This window comes from Bradyrhizobium ferriligni, from assembly GCF_056837965.1.
Window position 1 is genome coordinate 16,735 of the sequence record NZ_JBXEJO010000001.1, and the last position, 18,340, is coordinate 35,074.

Here is an 18,340-nt window from a genome sequence, read left to right on the forward strand (position 1 = left end):
CAATCGCCTTCAGCCGGCCTGGCTGCGGGACGCCAGATAGCGCCCGACGAGTTCGTTGATCTTGCCTTCGATCGCGGCGCGTTCCAGCACGACGCCGCCATCGGCCCATTCGATCCGGCAGTCGCCGGTCGCAATCGTCGGCTCGGCCAGGATCACCAGCCGGCCCTGAAAGCCGGAATGCGCCGCCATCCGCTCGATATTGTCGTGCGCCGCCTCGTAGAGCGCGTCATTGATGCGCACCACGAGATGCGGCGTCGCCACCAGATGCGAGAAGCAGTTAGAGACCAGCGCGGTGATCTCGCCGAGCGGCTCGCGCGCTATCAGCTCGGAACAAAGCTTGCGGGCGACCGCCACCGCGACGTCCACCGCCTCGGTCTCCATCCGCGTCTCGATGCCGGCGAAGCGCGCCGCGATGCCCTTGATCGCGGTGCCGATCTCCTCCAGCGCCTGCGCGGCGCGGCGTTCGCTCTCGACCTTGGCCTCGCGCAGCGCGGCCTCGTAGCCGGCACGATAGGCCCGCGCCTCGGCGTCGGCGACCTTCTGTGCGACCTCGGCCGGCGTCGGCGCGCGTTCGCGCGCGCGGTCCGGCGCCGAGAAATCCGTGTCGAACAGGAATTTTGCGGGCGCAGCCATCAGTACACCAGCTCGTCGTCAGCGCGGTTCTTGGTCAGCGTGATCTCGCCGCGGGCGGCGAGGTCCTTGGCGAGGTTGACCAGAAGCGCCTGCGCCTCGTCGACATCGCGCAGCCGCACCGGGCCCATCGCGGCCATGTCGTCCATCAGCATCTTGCCGGCACGCGAGGACATGTTGCCGAGGAAGAAGCTGCGCACCTCCTCGTTGGCGCTCTTCAGCGCGACGCCGAGCTTGTCCTTGTCGATGTTGCGCATCAGCGTCTGGGCCGAGGCGGTATCGAGCTTGATCAAATCGTCGAAGGTGAACATCAGCGCCTTGATGCGCTCGGCGGATTCGCGGTTTTCCTCTTCCAGCGAGGTGATGAAGCGGGTTTCGGTCTGGCGGTCGAAATTGTTGAAGATCTCGGCCATCACCTCATGGGCGTCGCGGCGGCGGGTCTGCGACAGGTTCGACATGAATTCGGTGCGCAGCGTCTGCTCGACACGCTCGATGACTTCCTTCTGCACCGCCTCCATCCGCAGCATGCGGCCGACCACGTCGAGCGCGATGTCCTCGGGCAGGATCGCGAGCACGCGCGCGGCGTGCTCCGGCTTCAGCTTCGACAGCACCACGGCGATGGTCTGCGGGTATTCGTTCTTGAGGTAGTTGGCGAGCACCTCTTCCTGCACGTTGGAGAGCTTCTCCCACATGTTGCGGCCGGCCGGGCCGCGGATCTCGTCCATGATGCCGGAGACGCGCTCGGCCGGCAGGTATTGCTGCAGCAGCCGCTCGGTGGCGTCGAAATTGCCCATCAGCGCGCCGGAGGCCGACATCCGCGAGACGAATTCCAGCATCAGGTCCTCGACCACGTCGGCCTCGACGGTGCCGAGGGTCGACATGTGGACCGACAGCTCGCGGACTTCCTCGTCGTCGAGCATCGACCAGATCTTGCCGCCATACTGCTCGCCGAGCGCGAGCATCAGGATCGCCGCGCGCTTCGGGCCTGGCAACGGCTTGCCCTTGGGCCGGGCGCTTTGCCGGTTCGCCAGCGTCGAGAGGACGGTAGCGATGTCGTTGGCGTTGGTGGTCTGGGGTACGGCGGCCATGTCAGTTCTCTACCGGCTCGCTCAGCCATTGACGGACGATGGAGACGGTTTCGTTCGGATTGCGTTCGGCGAGCTCGCCGACCCGGTGCACGGCCTGGGCATGGACCTGGCCCTGGATCTGGGCGACGTCGATCAATTGTGCCGCGCCGCTGCCGCTCGGGATCAGCGCCTGGCCGGGCGTGCCGGTGCTCTCGGGGGCTTCGGCCAGCGCGGGCATGCCCGCGCCGGTCAGCGCCGGAATGACGTCGGCGGCCACGATGCGCTTGACCAGTGGACGGACCACCATGAACAGCACGACCAGGCCGAGCATCATCATGACTCCGAGCTCGATGACGTACATCACGTCATCCTTGGTGAATTGCAGCATGCCGAGCAGGCCGGTCGGCTCGGCGATCGGCTGCGCGGCGGGCGGCTCGGCGAAGCGCAGGTTGACGACCTCGACCTGGTCGCCGCGCTTCTGGTCGAAGCCGATCGCGGAGCGGACCAGGGCAGCGATGCGGTCGAGCTGCTCCTTGGTGCGGTCCTGGTAGACCAGCTCGCCTTTTTCGTTCTTGGAGTAGCTGCCGTCGACCAGCACCGCGACCGAGATACGGTTGACGCGGCCGGCCTCGGTCACCTCGGTCTTGGTGGTGCGGGAAATCTCGTAATTGTTGGTCTCTTCGCTCTTCTTGCTCTGGTCGCGGGCGCGGGCGGCATTGTCCTGGTTCTGGCTGCCCGGCAGCTCGTTGGCGACGGTGACCTGGCCGGAATTGTCGGCGGTGAGGCTCGATTCCTCGCGGGTCTGGGTCGAGCGCAGCACGCGACCCTCGGGGTCGAACTTGTCCGAGGTCTGGGTGATCTTGTTGTAGTCGAAGTCGGCGGAGAGCTGGACGCGGGCGCGGCCGGCGCCGACCACCGAGGAGACGATGTCCTCGACCTGCTTGCGCATCCGCTTCTCGAAGGCGGCGCGGCGCTCATCGCCGACCGCGGCGTCGGCATCGGACTGGGCGCCGTCGGCGAGCAATTGGCCGGCCTCGTCGACGATCGAGACCCGCTGCGGCTTCAGCCCGTTGACCGCGGAGGCGACGACGTGGCGGATCGCCCGGATCTGCTGCGGCTCCAGCGCGCCGCGCACCCTGAGCACGATCGAGGCTGATGGTTCGGGCGTCTCGCGCGAGAACAGCGGCTTCTCCGGCAGCACGAGGTGGACGCGCGCGGCCTGGACGCGGTCGATGGCACGGATGGTGCGGGCGAGCTCGCCCTCCAGCGCCCGCAGATGATTGATGTTCTGGACGAAGCTCGTGGTGCCCAAGGCATCCGACTTGTCGAAGATCTCGTAGCCGACGCCGCCGCCCTTGGGCATGCCGCCCTCGGCGAGCTTCATCCTGAGCCGCGTCACCTTGTCCTTCGGCACCATGATCACAGCGCCGTCATTGCGCAGCTCGAACGGGATCGCCTGGCGCTCCAGCTCCTTGATGATTCCAGAGGAATCCTCGGTCGACAGGTCGGTGAAGAGGGTGGTCATCTGTGGCGTCGTGACGCGCATGATGACGAAAGCGAAGAAGCCGATCAGGGCCGCGGTGACCGCAATCATGGCCGCGAGGCGGGCCGCACCAAGACCTCTCAGGAAAGCAACCAGACTTTGCACCAACGGCCCCCAGGGATTCGGCCCGCGCGGGTCCGACTGGGCAAATATTGCCTAGGGTATGGTTTCCATATGGTTAACGAAGGTTAAGGACCGCGGCAAAATCGCGGACATGAAAAAAACCGGCTTCGCAAGGCGAGGCCGGTTTTCGTCAAATGCCACAGGATCGGCGCCGAATTACTGCCGATATTGCTGGATGCGGGTGGTGCGCAGCCCGGCCAGACCGTGCTGGTCGATCGAGAACTGCCAGGAAAGGAATTCATCGACGGTCAATGTGTAGCGGCTGCAGGCCTCCTCGAGGGAGAGCAGGCCGCCGCGGACCGCAGCGACAACTTCGGCCTTGCGGCGGATGACCCACCGTTTGGTACCGGGGGCCGGCAAATCCGCAATCGTTAACGGGCTGCCGTCAGGCCCGATGACGTATTTCACCCTCGGGCGATGGGGTTCTGTCATGGCGTACTCACAAACTCTCAACCACTGAACTCGCAAGGGGTAAGCTACGCCTCCCGGTTTAAAATTTGCCTAAGCCCAAGCGTTCAATACGAATCTCGTTGGAACGGCCGGGAACAGCGGGGGTTGCCTGCCGGCAGGCAGACCGGCGCGCGGCGCAATTTGGGGTTCGGCGTGCTCAGATCGTGGGGCGCAGGGGACCGCGCGCCAGCGTCAGCAAGGCATCGGCGAGCGCCTCCGCGGCCTTGTCCGGCCGTCTTTTCTCGTAGATGGCGAATTCCAGATCGGGAAGCGGCGGCAGGCCGTCGCCGATTCCGAGAATGCGCAGGCCCGGGGTGACCGCGCTGAGCGGCAGCGGGGTGACGGCAAGTCCGGCGACGGCGGCGGCGCGGACGCCGGTCAGGCTCGGGCTGGTATAGACGATCTCCCAGCCGAGCTCACCGTCGCGCAGCGCGGAGAGCGCGGCGTCGCGCGACACCGAGCGTTCGCGGTACAGCGCCAGCGGCAGCGGCGCGCCGGGAACGAGATCGAACGTTTCCGCCGCGGTCCACACCAGCGGCTCGCGCCACACCAGGCGGCCTTTCGACGTTCCGAGCGGCCGCTTGGCGAACACCAGGTCGAGCCGGCCCGCATCGAGCTGCTCGATCAATTCGGCGCTGACGCCGATCTGCACCTCGAGCTTGACGCCGCGATGCAGCGCGGCGAAGCGGCCCAGCGCCGACGGCAATGAGCCGCCGGCGACTTCCTCGACCACGCCAAGACGGACCGAGCCGGACAGCCGCGGCGCCACCAGCCGCTGCCGCGCCGCCTCCTCGAGCTGCAGCAAACGCCGCGCGTCGCCGAGCAGCATCTCGCCTTCGTCGGTCAATGCGACACTGCGCGTCGTGCGCCGGAACAGCGGCCGCCGGGTCTCGAGCTCGAGCCGCTTGATCTGCTGGCTGATGGTCGACTGGGTCAGATGCAATTGCTCGGCGGCGCGGTGGAAGCCGCCGCAATCGGCGACCGCGACGAAGGCCCGCAAAAGTTCGAGGTCGAGCATCGATTAATCCATATTCATAATCAATCATATTATAGAATATCGTTTCTGTTATCAATGCCGGCCGCCTACCTTCGCTTCATGATCAAGCAAGGAGAGGCCATCATGTCGGAGACGACACAACGAACCGATCGCACGGCGCGCCTGGCGCGTGCGCGAGCTGTCTGCGGCACGAGTGGAAAGGTCTGCCCGCCCGACCGCGCGATCGAGCTGCTGGAGGCGGTCATCGCATCCGGCGACCGGGTGGCGCTCGAGGGCGACAACCAGAAGCAGGCGGACTTCCTGGCCGCGTGCCTCGCCGGGGTGAACCCGGGGCGGGTGCATGATCTGCACATGGTGCAGTCGGTGCTCGCGCTTCCCGATCATCTCGCGGTGTTCGAACGCGGCATCGCCAACCGCCTGGACTTCGCCTTTGCCGGCCCGCAGAGCCGACGCCTCGCCGAGCTCGTCGCCGCCAAGGCGCTGCGGATCGGCGCGATCCATACCTATCTCGAGCTTTACGCGAGGATGCTGGTGGATCTGACGCCGCAGGTTGCGCTCATCGTGGCCGACAAGGCCGATCGCGACGGCAATCTGTACACCGGTCCGAACACCGAGGACACGCCGACCATCGCCGAGGCCGCGGCGTTCCGCGGTGGCGTCGTCGTGGCGCAGGTCAACGAGATCGTCGATCGCCTGCCGCGCGTCGATATCCCCGGCGACTGGGTCGATGTCGTGGTGCCCGGTCCGAAGCCGTATGCGATCGATCCGCTGTTCACGCGCGATCCCGCCAAGGTCAGGGACGAGAACGTCCTGATGGCGATGATGGCGATCGCAGCGGTGTACGAACCTTATCAGGTGACACGGCTCAATCACGGCATCGGCTATGCCACCGCGGCGATCGAGCTGATCCTGCCGACCTTTGCCGCCGGGCGCGGGCTGAAGGGCAAGGTCGCACGGAATTTCGTGCTCAACCCGCATCCGACGCTGATCCCCGCGATCGAAGCCGGCTTCGTCGACAACGTCTATTGCTTCGGCTCGGAGCTCGGCATGGAGCGCTATGTCGCCAGCCGTCCCGACGTGTTTCCGGTCGGCGCCGACGGCAATCTGCGCTCCAACCGCGCGCTGGCGCAGGTCGCCGGACAATATGCCTGCGACCTGTTCGTCGGCGGCACCTTGCAGATCGATCCGGAGGGCAACAGCTCGACCGCCACCAAGGACCGCATCACCGGCTTCGGCGGCGCGCCGAACATGGGCGCCGATCCGCGCGGCCGGCGCCACGACAGCGCTGCCTGGCTGCGTGCCGGCGAGGAAGCAGGCGAGCGCCTGCGCGGCCGCAAGCTGGTGGTGCAGATGGTCCAGACCCGGCAGCCGAACGGCGCGCCGAGCTTCGTCGAGCGGCTGGACGCGTTCGACCTCGCGGCCTCGGCCGGCTTCGCGCTGCCGCCCGTCATGATCCATGGCGACGACGTTACCCACGTGATCACCGAGCGTGGCGTCTGCAACCTGTTGCGTTGCCGCTCGCCGCAGGAGCGCGAGGCCGCCTTGCGCGCGGTCGCCGGCGACACCGAATTCGGTCGGCGGCAGGACGCCGGGACGACCGACGGCCTGCGCCGCCGCGGCATCGTGATGCTGCCGTCCGATCTCGGCCTCGACGTCGCGACGGCGACGCGCGACTGGCTCGCCGCGAAATCGATCGACGACCTCGTCACCGCATCGGGCGGCCTCTACGCGCCGCCCGCCAAATTCCGCCGCTAGAAGGAGGCTTCCATGACCCACGCCGAGCACATCCCAGGCGGCCCACCGGCCTCGCTCGATCAAGCGAGGCAGCTCGCCGCGGCATTGTTGTCCGAGCGCGGCGAAGCGTCGGGCGCCCTGATCGCGCGCCAATTGCAGCAGACCATGCGCGCGCTCGATGCCGACGGCCGGCACGGCTTTCAACGCTATCTGGCGAGCGCGTTTCAGCCCGACGCGGCGGCGCTGCAGGATGCGGCGAAGCGTTATCTTGCCGACAGCACCGCGGCAGCCGCGGCCGCTTTGGCCGACGCCGCCGATCCGCCGCGCCAGGAGGTGTTGCGGCGGATGAACATGGCGCCCGGCGGCACGGCGAGCCTGATCGCGATGCGCAGCGAGATCGCCAACCGTCTCGGCTCCGAACCGGAGCTGACGCTGCTCGATGCCGATCTCAAGCATCTGTTCGTCTCATGGTTCAATCGCGGCTTCCTCGAGCTTCGCCGCATCGACTGGCAGTCGCCGGCCGCCGTGCTCGAGAAGCTGATCGCCTATGAGGCGGTGCACGAGATCAAGGGCTGGGACGATCTGCGCCGCCGCCTTGCGCCCGACCGCCGCTGCTTTGCCTTCTTCCATCCCGCGCTGCCCGGCGAGCCGCTGATCTTCGTCGAGGTCGCGCTGGTGCAGGGACTGGCCACCGCCGTGCCGCCGCTGCTGGTGCAGGATGCGGATCAAGACAGCGCAGGCCTCAGGGCCGCGCATGCCGACACCGCGATCTTCTATTCGATCTCCAACTGCCAGGACGGATTGCGCGGCGTGTCGTTCGGCAACTTCCTGATCAAGCAGGTGGTCGAGGAGCTGCAAACGGAATTCCCGCAGCTGAAGCGCTTCTCCACGCTGTCGCCGATACCGGGCTTCCGGCGCTGGCTCAGCCAGCAGCCGCAATCCGGCGGCAATGAGGTCGCGATGCTGCGCGAGCTGGACCGAGAAGGCTGGTGGCACGACGCGGCGACCTGCGAGACCTGGCGTCCGCTCCTGATGAGGCTGTGCGCGCAATATCTCACGCGCTCGCCGGCGTCCGGGAATCGCATCGATCCGGTGGCGCGCTTCCATCTCGGCAACGGTGCCCGATTGGAGCGGATCAACTGGCTCGGCAACACGGCCGATCGTGCGATGGCGGAATCCTTCGGCATCATGGTCAACTATCTTTACGATCACGACAGCATCGAGCGTAACCACGAGGCCTTTGCGCGCGTAGGAGAGATTGTCCGTTCACCGCAGGTGGACGCGCTTCACTGATTTTCAACTCACCATCCAAACAACGGAGCAGTAACATGATGATGAACAGACGCGCCTTCTCGACCGCCTTGCTCGCTGGAGCTGCGGCTTCACTGGTGTCCTCGCGCGGGATGGCCGCCACCACGCCGCCGGTCAAGGCGCGCAACGTCGTGCTGGTGCACGGCCTGTTCGCCGACGGCTCCTGCTGGTCCGAGGTCATTCCGCGCTTGCAGGCCGCCGGGCTCAACGTGACGTCGGTGCAAAATCCGCTGACCACGCTGTCCGAAGCGGTTGCGTCCGCGCAGCGGGTGCTCGATCGCCAGGATGGTCCGACCGTGCTGGTCGGCCATTCCTTCTCCGGCATGATCGTCACCGAGGCCGGCGTGCATCCGAATGTCTCGGCGCTGGTCTATGTCGCGGCGCGCGCACCCGATGCGGACGAGGATTACACCGCGCTGGCCAAGACCTATCCGACGCCGCCCGCGAGCGCCGGCATCGTGTTCGACGGCGACGAGGGCCGGCTGAGCGAACAAGCGTTCCTGCGCGATTTCGCCGGCGACTTGCCGGAGGCGAAGGCGAAGGTGCTCTATGCCGTGCAGCAGCCGTTCCACAAGCAGTTGCTGGCCGGCAAGACCAGCCATGCGGCCTGGCGCAGCAAGCCGAGCTACTACGCCGTCTCGACCGAAGACCGCACCATCAATCCGGATCTCGAGCGCTTCATGGCCAAGCGGATGGGTGCCACCACGATCGAGGTGAAGGCCAGCCATCTCGCGCTGATCTCGCAGCCGGACGCGATCGCGCGGCTGATCCTCGACGCCGCGCGGCAGTCGAGCTGAGTCTCGGCGTTGACCCTGCGTGGGAGAGCATCTGCCTCTCCCGCGCACGATGACGAAATCGCGTGGGGACGTAGTGACGGCTTCCTGGGACCGTTTAGCGCCAGACCGGTCGGCGCGCTTTAGAGGATATGCGCGCCATGACCGTCGAAAATGCCGCGATCGCCGGCGCGCGGCACAAGATCATGTCCGGCGGTGTCGACATCCAGCGACTGGGCGCGCTTGGCGCCGAGCATGTTCAGCAGCGTCGCGACCGCGGCCATCGCAACGACACCGGCAAGGCTGAGTCCGATCTGCATCGAAAGCCGATTCGAGATGTCGAACAGGTCGCATTGGCTGGCGAGCGCCAGCAGGACGCCGAGACAATAGATCGGCAGCGAGTTCTCGCCACAACGCCGCGCGCTGCGCAGCATCGGCGTCGACAGCCCTTGCCAGCCCGCGGGAACCAGCCATGACGCCAGGATTGCAAGCGCCAGAAAATGCAGCAGCCGCAACGGGCTCAAATTCGACTTGTCCATTGGAAACAGCAGATCGGTCAGAGCCTGCGGCAGCAGCGGCGGCTTGATGCCGTGGCCGAGCGCAACGACCAGGCCGAACACAAGATAGAGCGCGGACAGAACAAGCGCGGGGCGCGACGTCACCCATCCCTGGATGGTCCTTCCCTCGATGACGTACCATGCGCCCAGCACGACCGGAAGCTGCCAGGCCAGCGGGTTGAAGAACCAGACGCCGTCGGGCCAGGCGGGAATGTTCCAGCCGAAGACGTGCACCAGCGCATAAAGCAACAGCGAAAGGCCAAGCGCCAGGTTCGGCGCTCGCAGCAACAGCCACAGCAGCGGTGCGAACAACACGTGACAGATCACAAAGACCGGCAGCACGTCGGTATTGACAGGGTGGAATTGCAGCACCGCGGCGTGCGCAAGCGCTGCGCCCGGACGTTCGAACAGAACCCGCGTATTGCTGTCGTCGGCGAGACGATCGCTGCCCGCGAGGTAGACGAGGATCGCGCAAGCGAGCGTCAGCAGCAGGAAGGCGGCATAGATATCCCATCCCCGCCGCAGCGAACGGCCGATCATGCCGCGCCAGCCGTCGCGCTGACGCGCCCTGCCGTAGGCCAGTGCGCAGGTGACGCCCGAGATGAACATGAATATTTCGGCGGCATCGCAGAAGCCGTAGTTGCGCAGGGTCAGCCAGCTTCCGACGTTGTCTGGAATATGATCGAGAAAGATCCACCATAACGCGATCCCGCGACAGACATCGATGCGCGGGTCGCGGCCGGTCGATCTGAACTCCGGCGGAGTCTCGCCGAGCAATCGCTTCGAGCTGCGGGTTCGATCGTGCATCTGTCGATCTGTCCGGCGTGCCCGCGCGGCCTCATCGGACATGGGTCGATGAGAGGCTCGGATGCTCCGAGGCGTGCGCGTGCCGGACTAGCCTCCGGCCAACCTGTATGATGGTGCGCTCCAGCTACCCGAGGGTTGGCGGCGCTTCCGCCGGCCAACCGCAATCACGGGGGCCGGGAGGATCGCTTTCCTCCGACGGAGCCTGCACGATTTCGCCGATGGCCGGCAACAAATGCTGCTTTCGCATTTCGGCGAGGCGGGCACGGCAGTACTCATGATAAAGCATGTCGAATATGGTGGACATGATCGAACGCCTTCTTGATCACTTAGGTTGACTTTCCCACGTGACAGATTTCGACCATTTCAACCGGCGGCGATAACCGACAGTGCCGCAGGCAGTCCGACGCAACCAAAATCGATGTCAGTCGTTCTACTGAATGGCCTGCGCGTGGCGTCTTAGCCAGGAAACCGCGTACAGGGGCATGACACTGATTTGCGCTTGCACGCTGCCCGGAATTTTTGAAATGAATCCGATGGCAGCAATTATAAATAGAGCGATCGCGACCGCGTCTTCTTAAAGGGGAAATTTCGCCGCGATTTTCATAAGCATTATATACGTAATATTCTAATCACCAAGTGAACCAGTTCACATCACCATCAATCACAGGCGAATGACACTAGCAGACCGATAGCGTAGCTTCTTGGACTGATGCGCACCGGTCAGGCGAAGGCCGGTGCGTGAATCGCAAAATGCAGATACTGACTGTGGTGTGCCGGAGCATTTCATTCTGGCGTGTTTTGTGAAGGCTGGAGGTCCCCATGCCGACGGACGCAGCCAATTTCGCATCGTATCGATTTTCGACGCGCGACCTTCCGGAACGCATTCGTATCCCGCTATGGCGCGAGCACTTCGGCCGCTGCGTCGTGCACGCCGATATCGAGCCGCTATCGGACATTGCCTTCCAGGCCGATGCGTCGCTGCGGGCGGTCCAGGGTTTGCGCATGCTGGCGCTGAAAGGCACGTCGATGCGTTTCAAACGTTTGCAAGCGAACCTTGCCGATGGCGATGACTCCATCGGCGTGATTTTCTGCTCTCCGGGCAAAAGTCAGCTATCGCAGCGTGGCCAGGAAGCCGACCTTCGCGCCGGCGATGCGATCGCAATTCTGCACTCCGAGCCCGTCAGCGTCACCTATGTCGACGGGGCGCAATTCGGTCTGGCCGTGCCGCGCGAGGCGCTTGCGCAGCGCGTGACCGACGTCGAAGGCCTGGCCATGCGGCCGATTTCGCACCGGACAGAAGCATTCCGATTGTTCACCTCATATCTGAAATCGGTGCTTAGAACGCGAGCGCTGAGCACACCGAAGCTTCGCGATACGGTCGTGGCCCATATCCACGATCTCGTCGCGCTCGCAATCGGCGAGTGTCCTGCGTTGGGCGAGAGCAGCGCGAGCGCCGTCGTCGCCGCGCGGCACAGTGCAGTGCTCGACTACATTGCCGCTCACTTTCAGGAGCCCGGGCTCAGCGTTCAGGCGGTTGCACGTCGCCAGGGCATCTCGTCGCGCTATCTGCAGCGCCTGATGGCATCATCGGGACCATCATTCACCGAGCGCATGAATGAATTGCGGCTCCAGCGGGCGCTCAAATTGCTCACCGAGTCCGATGCCAGCCGTCGGCGAATTTCCGATATCGCGCTCGAGGTCGGCTTCTCGGATGTTTCGTATTTCAACCGTCTGTTCCGAACCCGTTTCGGCGATTCGCCGCGCGGTGTCCGGCTCGCACGAAAGGGCTCCCACTGAGCCGCGCCGCCCTGATCGGGATGGGCGCGAGATGCTGCCTTGGGGGTGACCGCTCCGGAGCGGAGGGCGAGGTGGGTTGGAGCCGGCTGCAAGTCTGGTTAGGTCAAACCGGCGGTCGGGCGGGCTCGAGCCTTGAGCGCGCCTCTCGGGGCAATGCGCGCATTAGCTTATGTGAATCGAACCAACTTATGTGAATCGAAGCGCTACGGCGGCGGCTCCGCTCCCGGAGTGGCGAGCCATTCTTCGATCTGGACGGCGCGCTCGGCCTCGCGGGCCTTCTTGAGAAGTCGTTCCCGCTCGGTGCCGGGAGGCAGGTGCGAGGCCCTCATGCGGGCCGCCTCTTCCAGCTGAATGAGGCGGTATGCGAGCGTCGTGGTTTGCTTGAAGCGATTGCGGCGTTTCATTTGTGCAATTGGTGTTTTCAAACCCTGGTGCAGGTCCGAACCACGCTCGGCGGCGTTTGTTCCTATTGAACGGCGCGGCGTGCTTTGTCCTCGCCGCGTCCTGAGAGCACCATGCGGCGGGCCGAGCTGAGAACGACCGTTCACCGTCAGACGTTCGTCGAAGCCAGGGGGATGCGGAAGAGTTCGCTGTCGCCCTCATCGCGAACCGAAATGAAATTTCCGTCGCGAACCATCTCCGGCTTTTCAGTCCCGATCCGGTGCGCGATGAAGCTGCCGTGATCCTTGGCGTCCTTGTCGTCGGCACAGTCGTGACCGAGGACGTCATGTGCGGGGATGTCGCCTGCGAGATGGAAGAAATATCTGGGCATCTAGGTCAGCTTGTCCAAATTGCCGAACGGCTTCGCCGGCGGCGCGTTCTCGGCTTTCTTGATCTGCTGCGCGCCTTCCTCGGCAAGCCTGCCATCGTTGATGATCTCGGCGATGAGCTGCTTGACCCGTCCGCCGATTCTGTCTGCAATGCTTGTCATGGCTCACCTTTGTTCATCTCTCACGACTGAAGTATCGCTCGCGAAAAATGTTCCTCCGAGAGGTGACAGCCCACTCATCCGGAAAAGGAACAAATAACTGTCCGGAAGATTGGATCGCCAGCAACGGCCGAAGCTCGGGCCGAGCGGCTGACGCGAGAAGTCCGGTGACGAAACGCCTGACCAGGAAAGAGCAGTTCGATCGATCGAAGATCAACGTGCACGATCTGCGTCAGGTGAGATGCTGGACGCATGCCCTCGGCGTGTCGCGCGAACAGCTGCGTAAAGCCGTCGAGAAGGTCGGTGACTCCGCCGTGACGGTTCGCAAGGAGCTCGGGATTCCCGAGGAATGACATGGCCACCGAACAGCAAATCCGGAATTACGCGCGGCAGCTCTGGGAGCAGGCCGGAAAGCCCGACGGCAGGGACAGGGAATTCCGGCACGCGGCCGAGGTCGAGCTGAATGCGGAGAGCGAAAGTCCGGACGCGCCAACACTGGACCAGCCGAACAAGACGACCATTCCCGGATGAACGCGGCCTTGGCGCGAGGAGCGTGCCGGCGGCGCGATTGATCGGGATCCTCCATTAGGAACATTGCCATTCTGTCGCGGTTCTCGAAACGCCGCATGGAGCGGTGAGGAGGACGTTATGAAAAAGCTGGTTCTGATTTCTGTTGCCGCCGTATTGGCGTCGACCGGCGCTTTCGCCCAGAGCACGATTGTCGGCACGACCGGTGCCGGACATGCTGTCACCGTGCAGATCGAGCCGCAGTACCGTACGCGAATCCACAGCTATGTGACTGAACACAAGATCCGTCCCGTCGAGACGCGGGAGAGGATCGTCGTCGGCTCGCCTGTGCCGCGCGAGGTCGAGCTTGAAGCGGTGCCTGCCGATTGGGGCCCGTCGCTCACCAGATACCGCTATGTCTATACCGGCCAGCGCGTGATGCTGGTCGATCCCGACACCCGTACGGTCGTGCAGGAAGTCGAGTGAGGCCGCTTTGATGGCGGGCCGCCGGGAACGGCGGCGGCCCGCGCTCAGCCGGAACGCCTGATCCGCAGGGCAAGCGCCGTCCGGTCAGCGGCCATCGACCGCGTCGGCCGCGATCAGAGACCGATGCTGGCCACAGCCGCTTGCGCGATCCCCTTCGCGTCGAGGGCGCCGGTCTTGCCGATCTCGATAACCTTGCGGGCCACGATCTCGCAAAGCGGATCGTTGCGATCGACCAGACCCATCGAATGCAGCGCCAGGCTGAACGCCCTGTTGAAGAGATCGATTTGCTCCGGCGTGTATTCGCCCGTCTTCAGCAAGCGATTGATCGGCATTGTCGAGCCCCACAGCAAGCAGCCAAGTGACATGGTCATAGCATGGAACCCTGGCTCGCCGTGAGGAAGCGTCGTCAGTCTTTGGGCGGGCACCGACCTTGGAGGGGGAGGCGGAGGCGGAGGATGGCGTCCGGAAGTGATGCGATCAGGTGCGCAGTCGCGCACCAGGAATGACGGGAAGGGGGCGGCAAAACACCCCGACGGGCGAGCTTGAATCGAGAACCATCCTCGTCGTCCTGGCGAAAGCCAGGACCCATTACCCCGAATCTCAATGGTTGCGCGACGCTGGGGCCGCCATCCCGTTCATCACCGAATACGGTGGTTATAGGTCCTGGCTTTCGCCAGGACGACATGTGTGTATGTGTCACGGTAGCGACCGACAACGCGGGGACCCACCGCGCGCGCAGGTCTTGGCTAGCTCGAGCCGGTCGCCCCGCGCACCACGCGCTTGATCTTGTCGGTGGTGTAGGTCTGCCCGCCGATCGAGAGCAGTGGCGGGGAGGCGGTCAGGTCGACGGAGTCGACGACGCCCTGCACCTCGGTCGAGATGGCGATCGGGTTGCCCTTGGAATCCTTGCCGGTGGCGGTCAGCGTGTAGGTGCCGGCCGGCCATTGCGTGCCGTCGTTGCCCTTGCCGTCCCAGACAAAGCTGGCATTGCCCTGCTTCAGGCTGAAATTGCCGGAATAGGCGGTCTGGCCGGTCGAGCTCGTGATCGTGATGGTGGCGCTGGTGGCTTGCGGGGACACCAGATTCCAGGTCGCGGATTTGTCGAACTGCGTCTTGCTGCCGTCGACCGCGACCGTGTTGCCGACATAGACCAGCGCCTGGGTGGACTGCGCGCTCTTCTCGATCTCGATCAGCGACTTCAGCTGATCGTTGGATTTCAGCTGCTGCTCGACGCCCGCGAACTGCACCAGCTGCTGGGTGAACTGGTTGGTGTCGAGCGGGTCGAGCGGGTTCTGGTTCTGCAACTGCGTGGTCAGCAGCGTCAGGAAGGTCTGGAAATTGTCGGCGATGCCCTGCGACGAGGTCGTCAGGCCGCTGCCGCTGCTGCTTCCAGAGTTCGTTCCGTTGCTGGTGCCCGGTGCCGAGACGACGGGCGTCGGCATGGTTGCATCGACTGCCATGGTGAACTCCTTACACTCTGATGTCGACGCCGCCGAGGGCGCCGGTTGCACGGCCGTAGGAGCGGCCCGCCGCTGCGGCGGGAACGCTGTCCTCCTCAGTGACGATCAAACGATGGGCGTTCGGATTGGGCTGACCATTGTTGTTCTGGCCCGACTGCGACTGGTCGCGCAGGCTGAACTGCAATCCGCCATTGCCGGTCGAGAGGCCGGCATTGTCGAGCGCGCGCTGCAGCTGATTGGCGTCCTGGCGCAGCATCGACAGCGTTTCCGGGCGTTCGACGGTGAGATGCGAGGTGACCTGGCCGTTGCGATCGACATCGATGCGGACGTCGATGCGGCCGAGCTCGGCGGGGTCGAGCCGGATCTCGAAGCGGCTCTTGCCGCTCTTGGCGGAGGCGGCGATCTGCATCGCAAGCCCGCTGAGCGGCACGGCGGCGCTTTGCGCGGTGTTGGTCACGGTCAATTGTGCGGTCGCAGACGGCGTCGTCTGGGTGGTCGCGGGTTGCGGCTGCAGTGCATTCGCTGCCTGCACGATGGGATCGGGGGTCGTGAGCTGGGTCTGCGCGGCCGCGTGGCCGCCGGCCGCCGGCGTCGGCGCGGCATTGCCGTCGCCGCTCGCGTCGGCCTTGATGGCATCGGCCGCACCGTCTGCTGCGGCCTTCGCCTTGCCGGCAACGGCGGCCGGCTGCGCGGCGGCGGGAACGATGTTGGTCGGAGCAGCCTGCGCGGCGTCGGCGCTGCTAGCCGCGGCGCCGTCCTGGTCGGCCGGCATCGTCGCCGTCGCATCCTTCGCGGCGACCTGTGTTTTGGCCTGCGTCGTTGTCTTGGTGGCGTGCGTTCCGGCGGCAACCGTGGCGGCGAATGTCGCATCGCTGGTTGCTGTCGCGGCGCCCGAAGCCGTTGCCGCATCGCCGGGCGTGATGATCTGCGCGTCGGTTTTGACACCGGCCGCCTTGGCGACCTTGTCGGCGTTCGCTGTGGTGGCCGCCGCCGCCGCGGTGTCGGCGCCGGCAGGCGCGCCGCTGCCGCCCGCCGCGCCGGTGCCGGCGATGGCCGAGCTTGCCGCGATGGCCGCCGCCGCGATCGCGAGCGGTGCGGCCGGTTGGTCGGACGGCGCGGTGGCCGCCGGTGTCGGGGCAGTCGCCGGTGTCGCGGCAACGGGAGCAATCACGGCATTCACGGTTGCCGCACCGGGATCCTGCTGCGCAGCGGCCTGCGTCGCGTCCGGCTTGTCGCTGGTCGATTTTGCATCGGAGCTCGATGTCGAGTCGTCCGATTTCGATTTCGATTTCGACTTGGTCTTGGACGGCGCGTCGCTGTCGACCTTGTTGTCGTCCCGCGAACTGTCGGAATCCCGCGACGTCCGGTCGGGGCCCGGGCTGGTGTCGCGCGGGCGCGCCTCGGTCGTCGAGGGCGGATCGTCGGACCGCCGCGAGGGCGCCGGCTGGGAGTCGTAGCGGCTGTCGTTTGTGGACGCAGTGTTACTGTCGACCAGCGCGGCAAAGCCGTCGTTCCCCGCCTGCGAAGCGGGATCGGGCCGCGACGACCGCTGCGTCGCGCCCTGAAAAGACCGGCCTGCCAATGCTTCCGACGTGACGCTGACCACTGCCAACCCTCGCAAATGAGACTTCCGGCGTTTTGTCAGCAAGGAGTGGGCCAACCACGGATGGCAATAAATAATGAGTTATTTCAGATGGTTGCTGGCTACCCTGGCCGGCTGGAGCGGGTTCCCGGCGGGTCTCCTTTTTGCCCGGCGGCAAGATTTGCCGTCCATACGCGGCACGGCACAGCTTCCGCCGGATTGCCTCACCGGAATACGGCCTATATTAAAGGTGGCCTCCAATGCGTCCGAACCGACCGAACCGGCTTGGACGTGTTCTAAGGCTCTCTGGACAAAAGGCTTTTTCCAATATCGTCGCGGAGCGCATAAGCTCGCCGCGACAGTGACCAATGACCGCTTAAAGATGCTCAACAGTCTGGATCTCGAAGGCCGCCCTGAAGACACACGGATCGTCGTTGCCATGTCCGGCGGCGTCGACTCGTCGGTGACGGCTGCGCTGTTGAAGTCGCAGGGCTACGACGTGGTCGGGATCACGCTGCAGCTCTACGACCACGGCGCCGCGACCCATCGCAAGGGCGCTTGCTGCGCCGGCCGCGACATCCACGATGCGCGCAATGTCGCCGAGCGGATCGGCATTCCGCATTACGTGCTCGACTACGAAAGCCGCTTCAAGCAATCGGTGATCGACAATTTCGCCGACAGCTACGCGCTCGGCGAGACGCCGGTGCCGTGCATCGAGTGCAATCGTTCGGTCAAGTTTCGCGATCTGCTCGCGACCGCGCGCGAGCTCGGGGCGCAGGCGCTCGCCACCGGCCACTATGTCGCCTCGCGGCGGCTTGCCGACGGATCGCGCTCGCTCACTTGCGCCGCGGATGCCGATCGCGACCAGAGCTATTTCCTGTTCGCGACCACGCGCGAGCAGCTCGACTTCCTGCGCTTCCCGCTCGGCGACATGACCAAGCCGCAGACCCGCGAGCTGGCGCGGCGCTTCGATCTCGAGGTCGCCGACAAGCAGGACAGCCAGGACATCTGTTTCGTGCCGACCGGCCGCTACACCGACATCATCGGACGGCTGAAGCCGAACGCGATCGCGCCGGGCGACATCGTCGATCTCGACGGTCATGTGATCGGCCAGCACCAGGGCATCGTTCATTTCACCGTCGGCCAGCGCAAGGGGCTCGGCATTGCCTCCGGCAGCCCGCTCTATGTGGTCAAGCTCGATGCGGCGACGCGCCGTGTCGTGGTCGGGCCGCGCGAGGCGCTGCGGATGGATCGCATCGCGCTGCGCGACGTCAACTGGATCGGCGACGGCGCGCTGGATCGCGTGATCGGCGAGGGCATCGAGATCTATGTCCGCGTGCGTTCGACGCGCGCGCCGCAGCCGGCGTGGTTGCGCGCCGCCGATGGCGGCTATGAGGTCGAGCTCGTCGCCGGCGAGGAGGGCGTGTCGCCCGGCCAGGCCTGCGTGTTCTACGACGCAGCCTCCGGGCAGGCGCGTGTGCTCGGCGGCGGCTTCATCAGGAGTGCAAGCGCAAGCCGCGCAATACGGGCCACGACGCAGGATGCGATGGCGCCGATTGCGGAAGCGGTTCGCGGATAGACAGAAGAA

The 18,340-nt window shown here is 65.3% G+C and carries 21 protein-coding genes; 8 read left to right on the top strand and 13 right to left on the bottom strand.

Annotated elements, in window-relative coordinates; genetic code table 11:
* Nucleotides 1–9: 9 nt before the first annotated feature.
* The 5 genes from AC1VNY_RS00105 to AC1VNY_RS00125 form a co-directional block, all read right to left on the bottom strand.
* A complete protein-coding gene (locus AC1VNY_RS00105; RefSeq protein WP_482403628.1) occupies nt 10–633 on the bottom strand; it encodes a FliH/SctL family protein in 624 nt (207 codons plus the stop codon).
* The gene (fliG, locus tag AC1VNY_RS00110; RefSeq protein ID WP_018273552.1) at nt 633–1,718 is read right to left on the bottom strand and encodes a flagellar motor switch protein FliG; all 1,086 of its coding nucleotides are present in this window, start codon (nt 1,716–1,718) and stop codon (nt 633–635) included. Before fliG ends, AC1VNY_RS00105 begins: the two co-directional genes overlap by 1 nt.
* Nucleotide 1,719: 1 nt before the next feature.
* Nucleotides 1,720–3,345 (bottom strand): flagellar basal-body MS-ring/collar protein FliF, encoded by a 1,626-nt coding sequence (fliF, locus tag AC1VNY_RS00115; protein ID WP_482403629.1) that lies wholly within the window; start codon nt 3,343–3,345, stop codon nt 1,720–1,722.
* A 174-nt stretch (nt 3,346–3,519) separates the two neighbouring features.
* Nucleotides 3,520–3,795: a CtrA inhibitor SciP gene (gene sciP, locus AC1VNY_RS00120; protein ID WP_002714638.1), complete on the bottom strand. Its 276-nt coding sequence runs from the start codon at nt 3,793–3,795 to the stop codon at nt 3,520–3,522.
* Between the two features lie 175 nt (nt 3,796–3,970).
* A complete protein-coding gene (locus AC1VNY_RS00125) occupies nt 3,971–4,831 on the bottom strand; it encodes a LysR substrate-binding domain-containing protein (protein ID WP_482403630.1) in 861 nt (286 codons plus the stop codon).
* A gap of 78 nt (nt 4,832–4,909) precedes the next feature.
* Here AC1VNY_RS00125 and mdcA point away from each other — a divergent pair, with 78 nt between their 5' ends.
* From mdcA to AC1VNY_RS00140, 3 genes are read left to right on the top strand one after another with little or no spacing between them, the layout of a single operon-like run.
* Nucleotides 4,910–6,565, top strand: coding sequence for a malonate decarboxylase subunit alpha (gene mdcA / locus AC1VNY_RS00130; protein WP_482403631.1), 1,656 nt, complete (start codon nt 4,910–4,912; stop codon nt 6,563–6,565).
* A gap of 12 nt (nt 6,566–6,577) precedes the next feature.
* A complete protein-coding gene (locus AC1VNY_RS00135) occupies nt 6,578–7,837 on the top strand; it encodes a malonyl-CoA decarboxylase (protein WP_482403632.1) in 1,260 nt (419 codons plus the stop codon).
* Nucleotides 7,838–7,872: 35 nt separating this feature from the next.
* Nucleotides 7,873–8,652 carry an alpha/beta fold hydrolase gene (locus AC1VNY_RS00140; RefSeq protein WP_482403633.1) on the top strand — a complete coding sequence of 260 codons (780 nt, stop codon included), beginning with the start codon at nt 7,873–7,875 and terminating at the stop codon, nt 8,650–8,652.
* A gap of 119 nt (nt 8,653–8,771) precedes the next feature.
* On the opposite strand, the gene AC1VNY_RS00145 is transcribed toward AC1VNY_RS00140, so the two are convergent.
* Together AC1VNY_RS00145 and AC1VNY_RS00150 are read right to left on the bottom strand one after the other, a co-directional pair.
* Nucleotides 8,772–9,992 (bottom strand): OpgC domain-containing protein, encoded by a 1,221-nt coding sequence (locus AC1VNY_RS00145; protein WP_482403634.1) that lies wholly within the window; start codon nt 9,990–9,992, stop codon nt 8,772–8,774.
* Nucleotides 9,993–10,116: 124 nt separating this feature from the next.
* On the bottom strand, nt 10,117–10,296 hold the full coding sequence (locus AC1VNY_RS00150; RefSeq protein WP_100213586.1) for a hypothetical protein: 180 nt from the start codon (nt 10,294–10,296) through the stop codon (nt 10,117–10,119).
* Nucleotides 10,297–10,811: 515 nt separating this feature from the next.
* Between AC1VNY_RS00150 and AC1VNY_RS00155 the strand changes: the two genes are divergently transcribed.
* Nucleotides 10,812–11,789 (top strand): helix-turn-helix domain-containing protein, encoded by a 978-nt coding sequence (locus AC1VNY_RS00155; protein WP_482403635.1) that lies wholly within the window; start codon nt 10,812–10,814, stop codon nt 11,787–11,789.
* Between the two features lie 203 nt (nt 11,790–11,992).
* Here the strand turns inward: AC1VNY_RS00155 and AC1VNY_RS00160 are convergent, their stop codons facing one another.
* The 3 genes from AC1VNY_RS00160 to AC1VNY_RS00170 all read right to left on the bottom strand — a co-directional run bounded on the left by AC1VNY_RS00160 (nt 11,993) and on the right by AC1VNY_RS00170 (nt 12,720).
* Complete coding sequence (locus tag AC1VNY_RS00160; RefSeq protein WP_028343470.1) at nt 11,993–12,193, bottom strand: hypothetical protein; 201 nt, start codon at nt 12,191–12,193, stop codon at nt 11,993–11,995.
* A gap of 146 nt (nt 12,194–12,339) precedes the next feature.
* Nucleotides 12,340–12,561: a DUF6894 family protein gene (locus AC1VNY_RS00165; protein ID WP_028343469.1), complete on the bottom strand. Its 222-nt coding sequence runs from the start codon at nt 12,559–12,561 to the stop codon at nt 12,340–12,342.
* Nucleotides 12,562–12,720, bottom strand: a complete 159-nt coding sequence (locus tag AC1VNY_RS00170; RefSeq protein ID WP_196238219.1) for a hypothetical protein — start codon at nt 12,718–12,720, stop codon at nt 12,562–12,564.
* Nucleotides 12,721–12,884: 164 nt separating this feature from the next.
* Between AC1VNY_RS00170 and AC1VNY_RS00175 the strand changes: the two genes are divergently transcribed.
* From AC1VNY_RS00175 to AC1VNY_RS00185, 3 genes are all read left to right on the top strand, one after another.
* A complete protein-coding gene (locus AC1VNY_RS00175; protein WP_028343468.1) occupies nt 12,885–13,070 on the top strand; it encodes a DUF3606 domain-containing protein in 186 nt (61 codons plus the stop codon).
* Nucleotide 13,071: 1 nt separating this feature from the next.
* On the top strand, nt 13,072–13,248 hold the full coding sequence (locus tag AC1VNY_RS00180) for a DUF2934 domain-containing protein (RefSeq protein WP_482403636.1): 177 nt from the start codon (nt 13,072–13,074) through the stop codon (nt 13,246–13,248).
* Nucleotides 13,249–13,365: 117 nt separating this feature from the next.
* Entirely contained in the window at nt 13,366–13,710 is a 345-nt protein-coding gene (locus AC1VNY_RS00185) for a DUF1236 domain-containing protein (RefSeq protein WP_482403637.1), read from the top strand.
* A 113-nt stretch (nt 13,711–13,823) separates the two neighbouring features.
* Here the strand turns inward: AC1VNY_RS00185 and AC1VNY_RS00190 are convergent, their stop codons facing one another.
* The 3 genes from AC1VNY_RS00190 to AC1VNY_RS00200 form a co-directional block, all read right to left on the bottom strand.
* Nucleotides 13,824–14,042: a hypothetical protein gene (locus AC1VNY_RS00190; RefSeq protein WP_137483592.1), complete on the bottom strand. Its 219-nt coding sequence runs from the start codon at nt 14,040–14,042 to the stop codon at nt 13,824–13,826.
* Between the two features lie 414 nt (nt 14,043–14,456).
* The gene (locus AC1VNY_RS00195; RefSeq protein ID WP_069276532.1) at nt 14,457–15,170 is read right to left on the bottom strand and encodes a flagellar hook assembly protein FlgD; all 714 of its coding nucleotides are present in this window, start codon (nt 15,168–15,170) and stop codon (nt 14,457–14,459) included.
* 10 nt (nt 15,171–15,180) lie between these two features.
* Nucleotides 15,181–16,776, bottom strand: a complete 1,596-nt coding sequence (locus AC1VNY_RS00200) for a flagellar hook-length control protein FliK (RefSeq protein ID WP_482403638.1) — start codon at nt 16,774–16,776, stop codon at nt 15,181–15,183.
* 358 nt (nt 16,777–17,134) lie between these two features.
* Here AC1VNY_RS00200 and mnmA point away from each other — a divergent pair, with 358 nt between their 5' ends.
* Nucleotides 17,135–18,331 carry a tRNA 2-thiouridine(34) synthase MnmA gene (gene mnmA, locus AC1VNY_RS00205; RefSeq protein WP_482403639.1) on the top strand — a complete coding sequence of 399 codons (1,197 nt, stop codon included), beginning with the start codon at nt 17,135–17,137 and terminating at the stop codon, nt 18,329–18,331.
* Nucleotides 18,332–18,340: the final 9 nt, after the last annotated feature.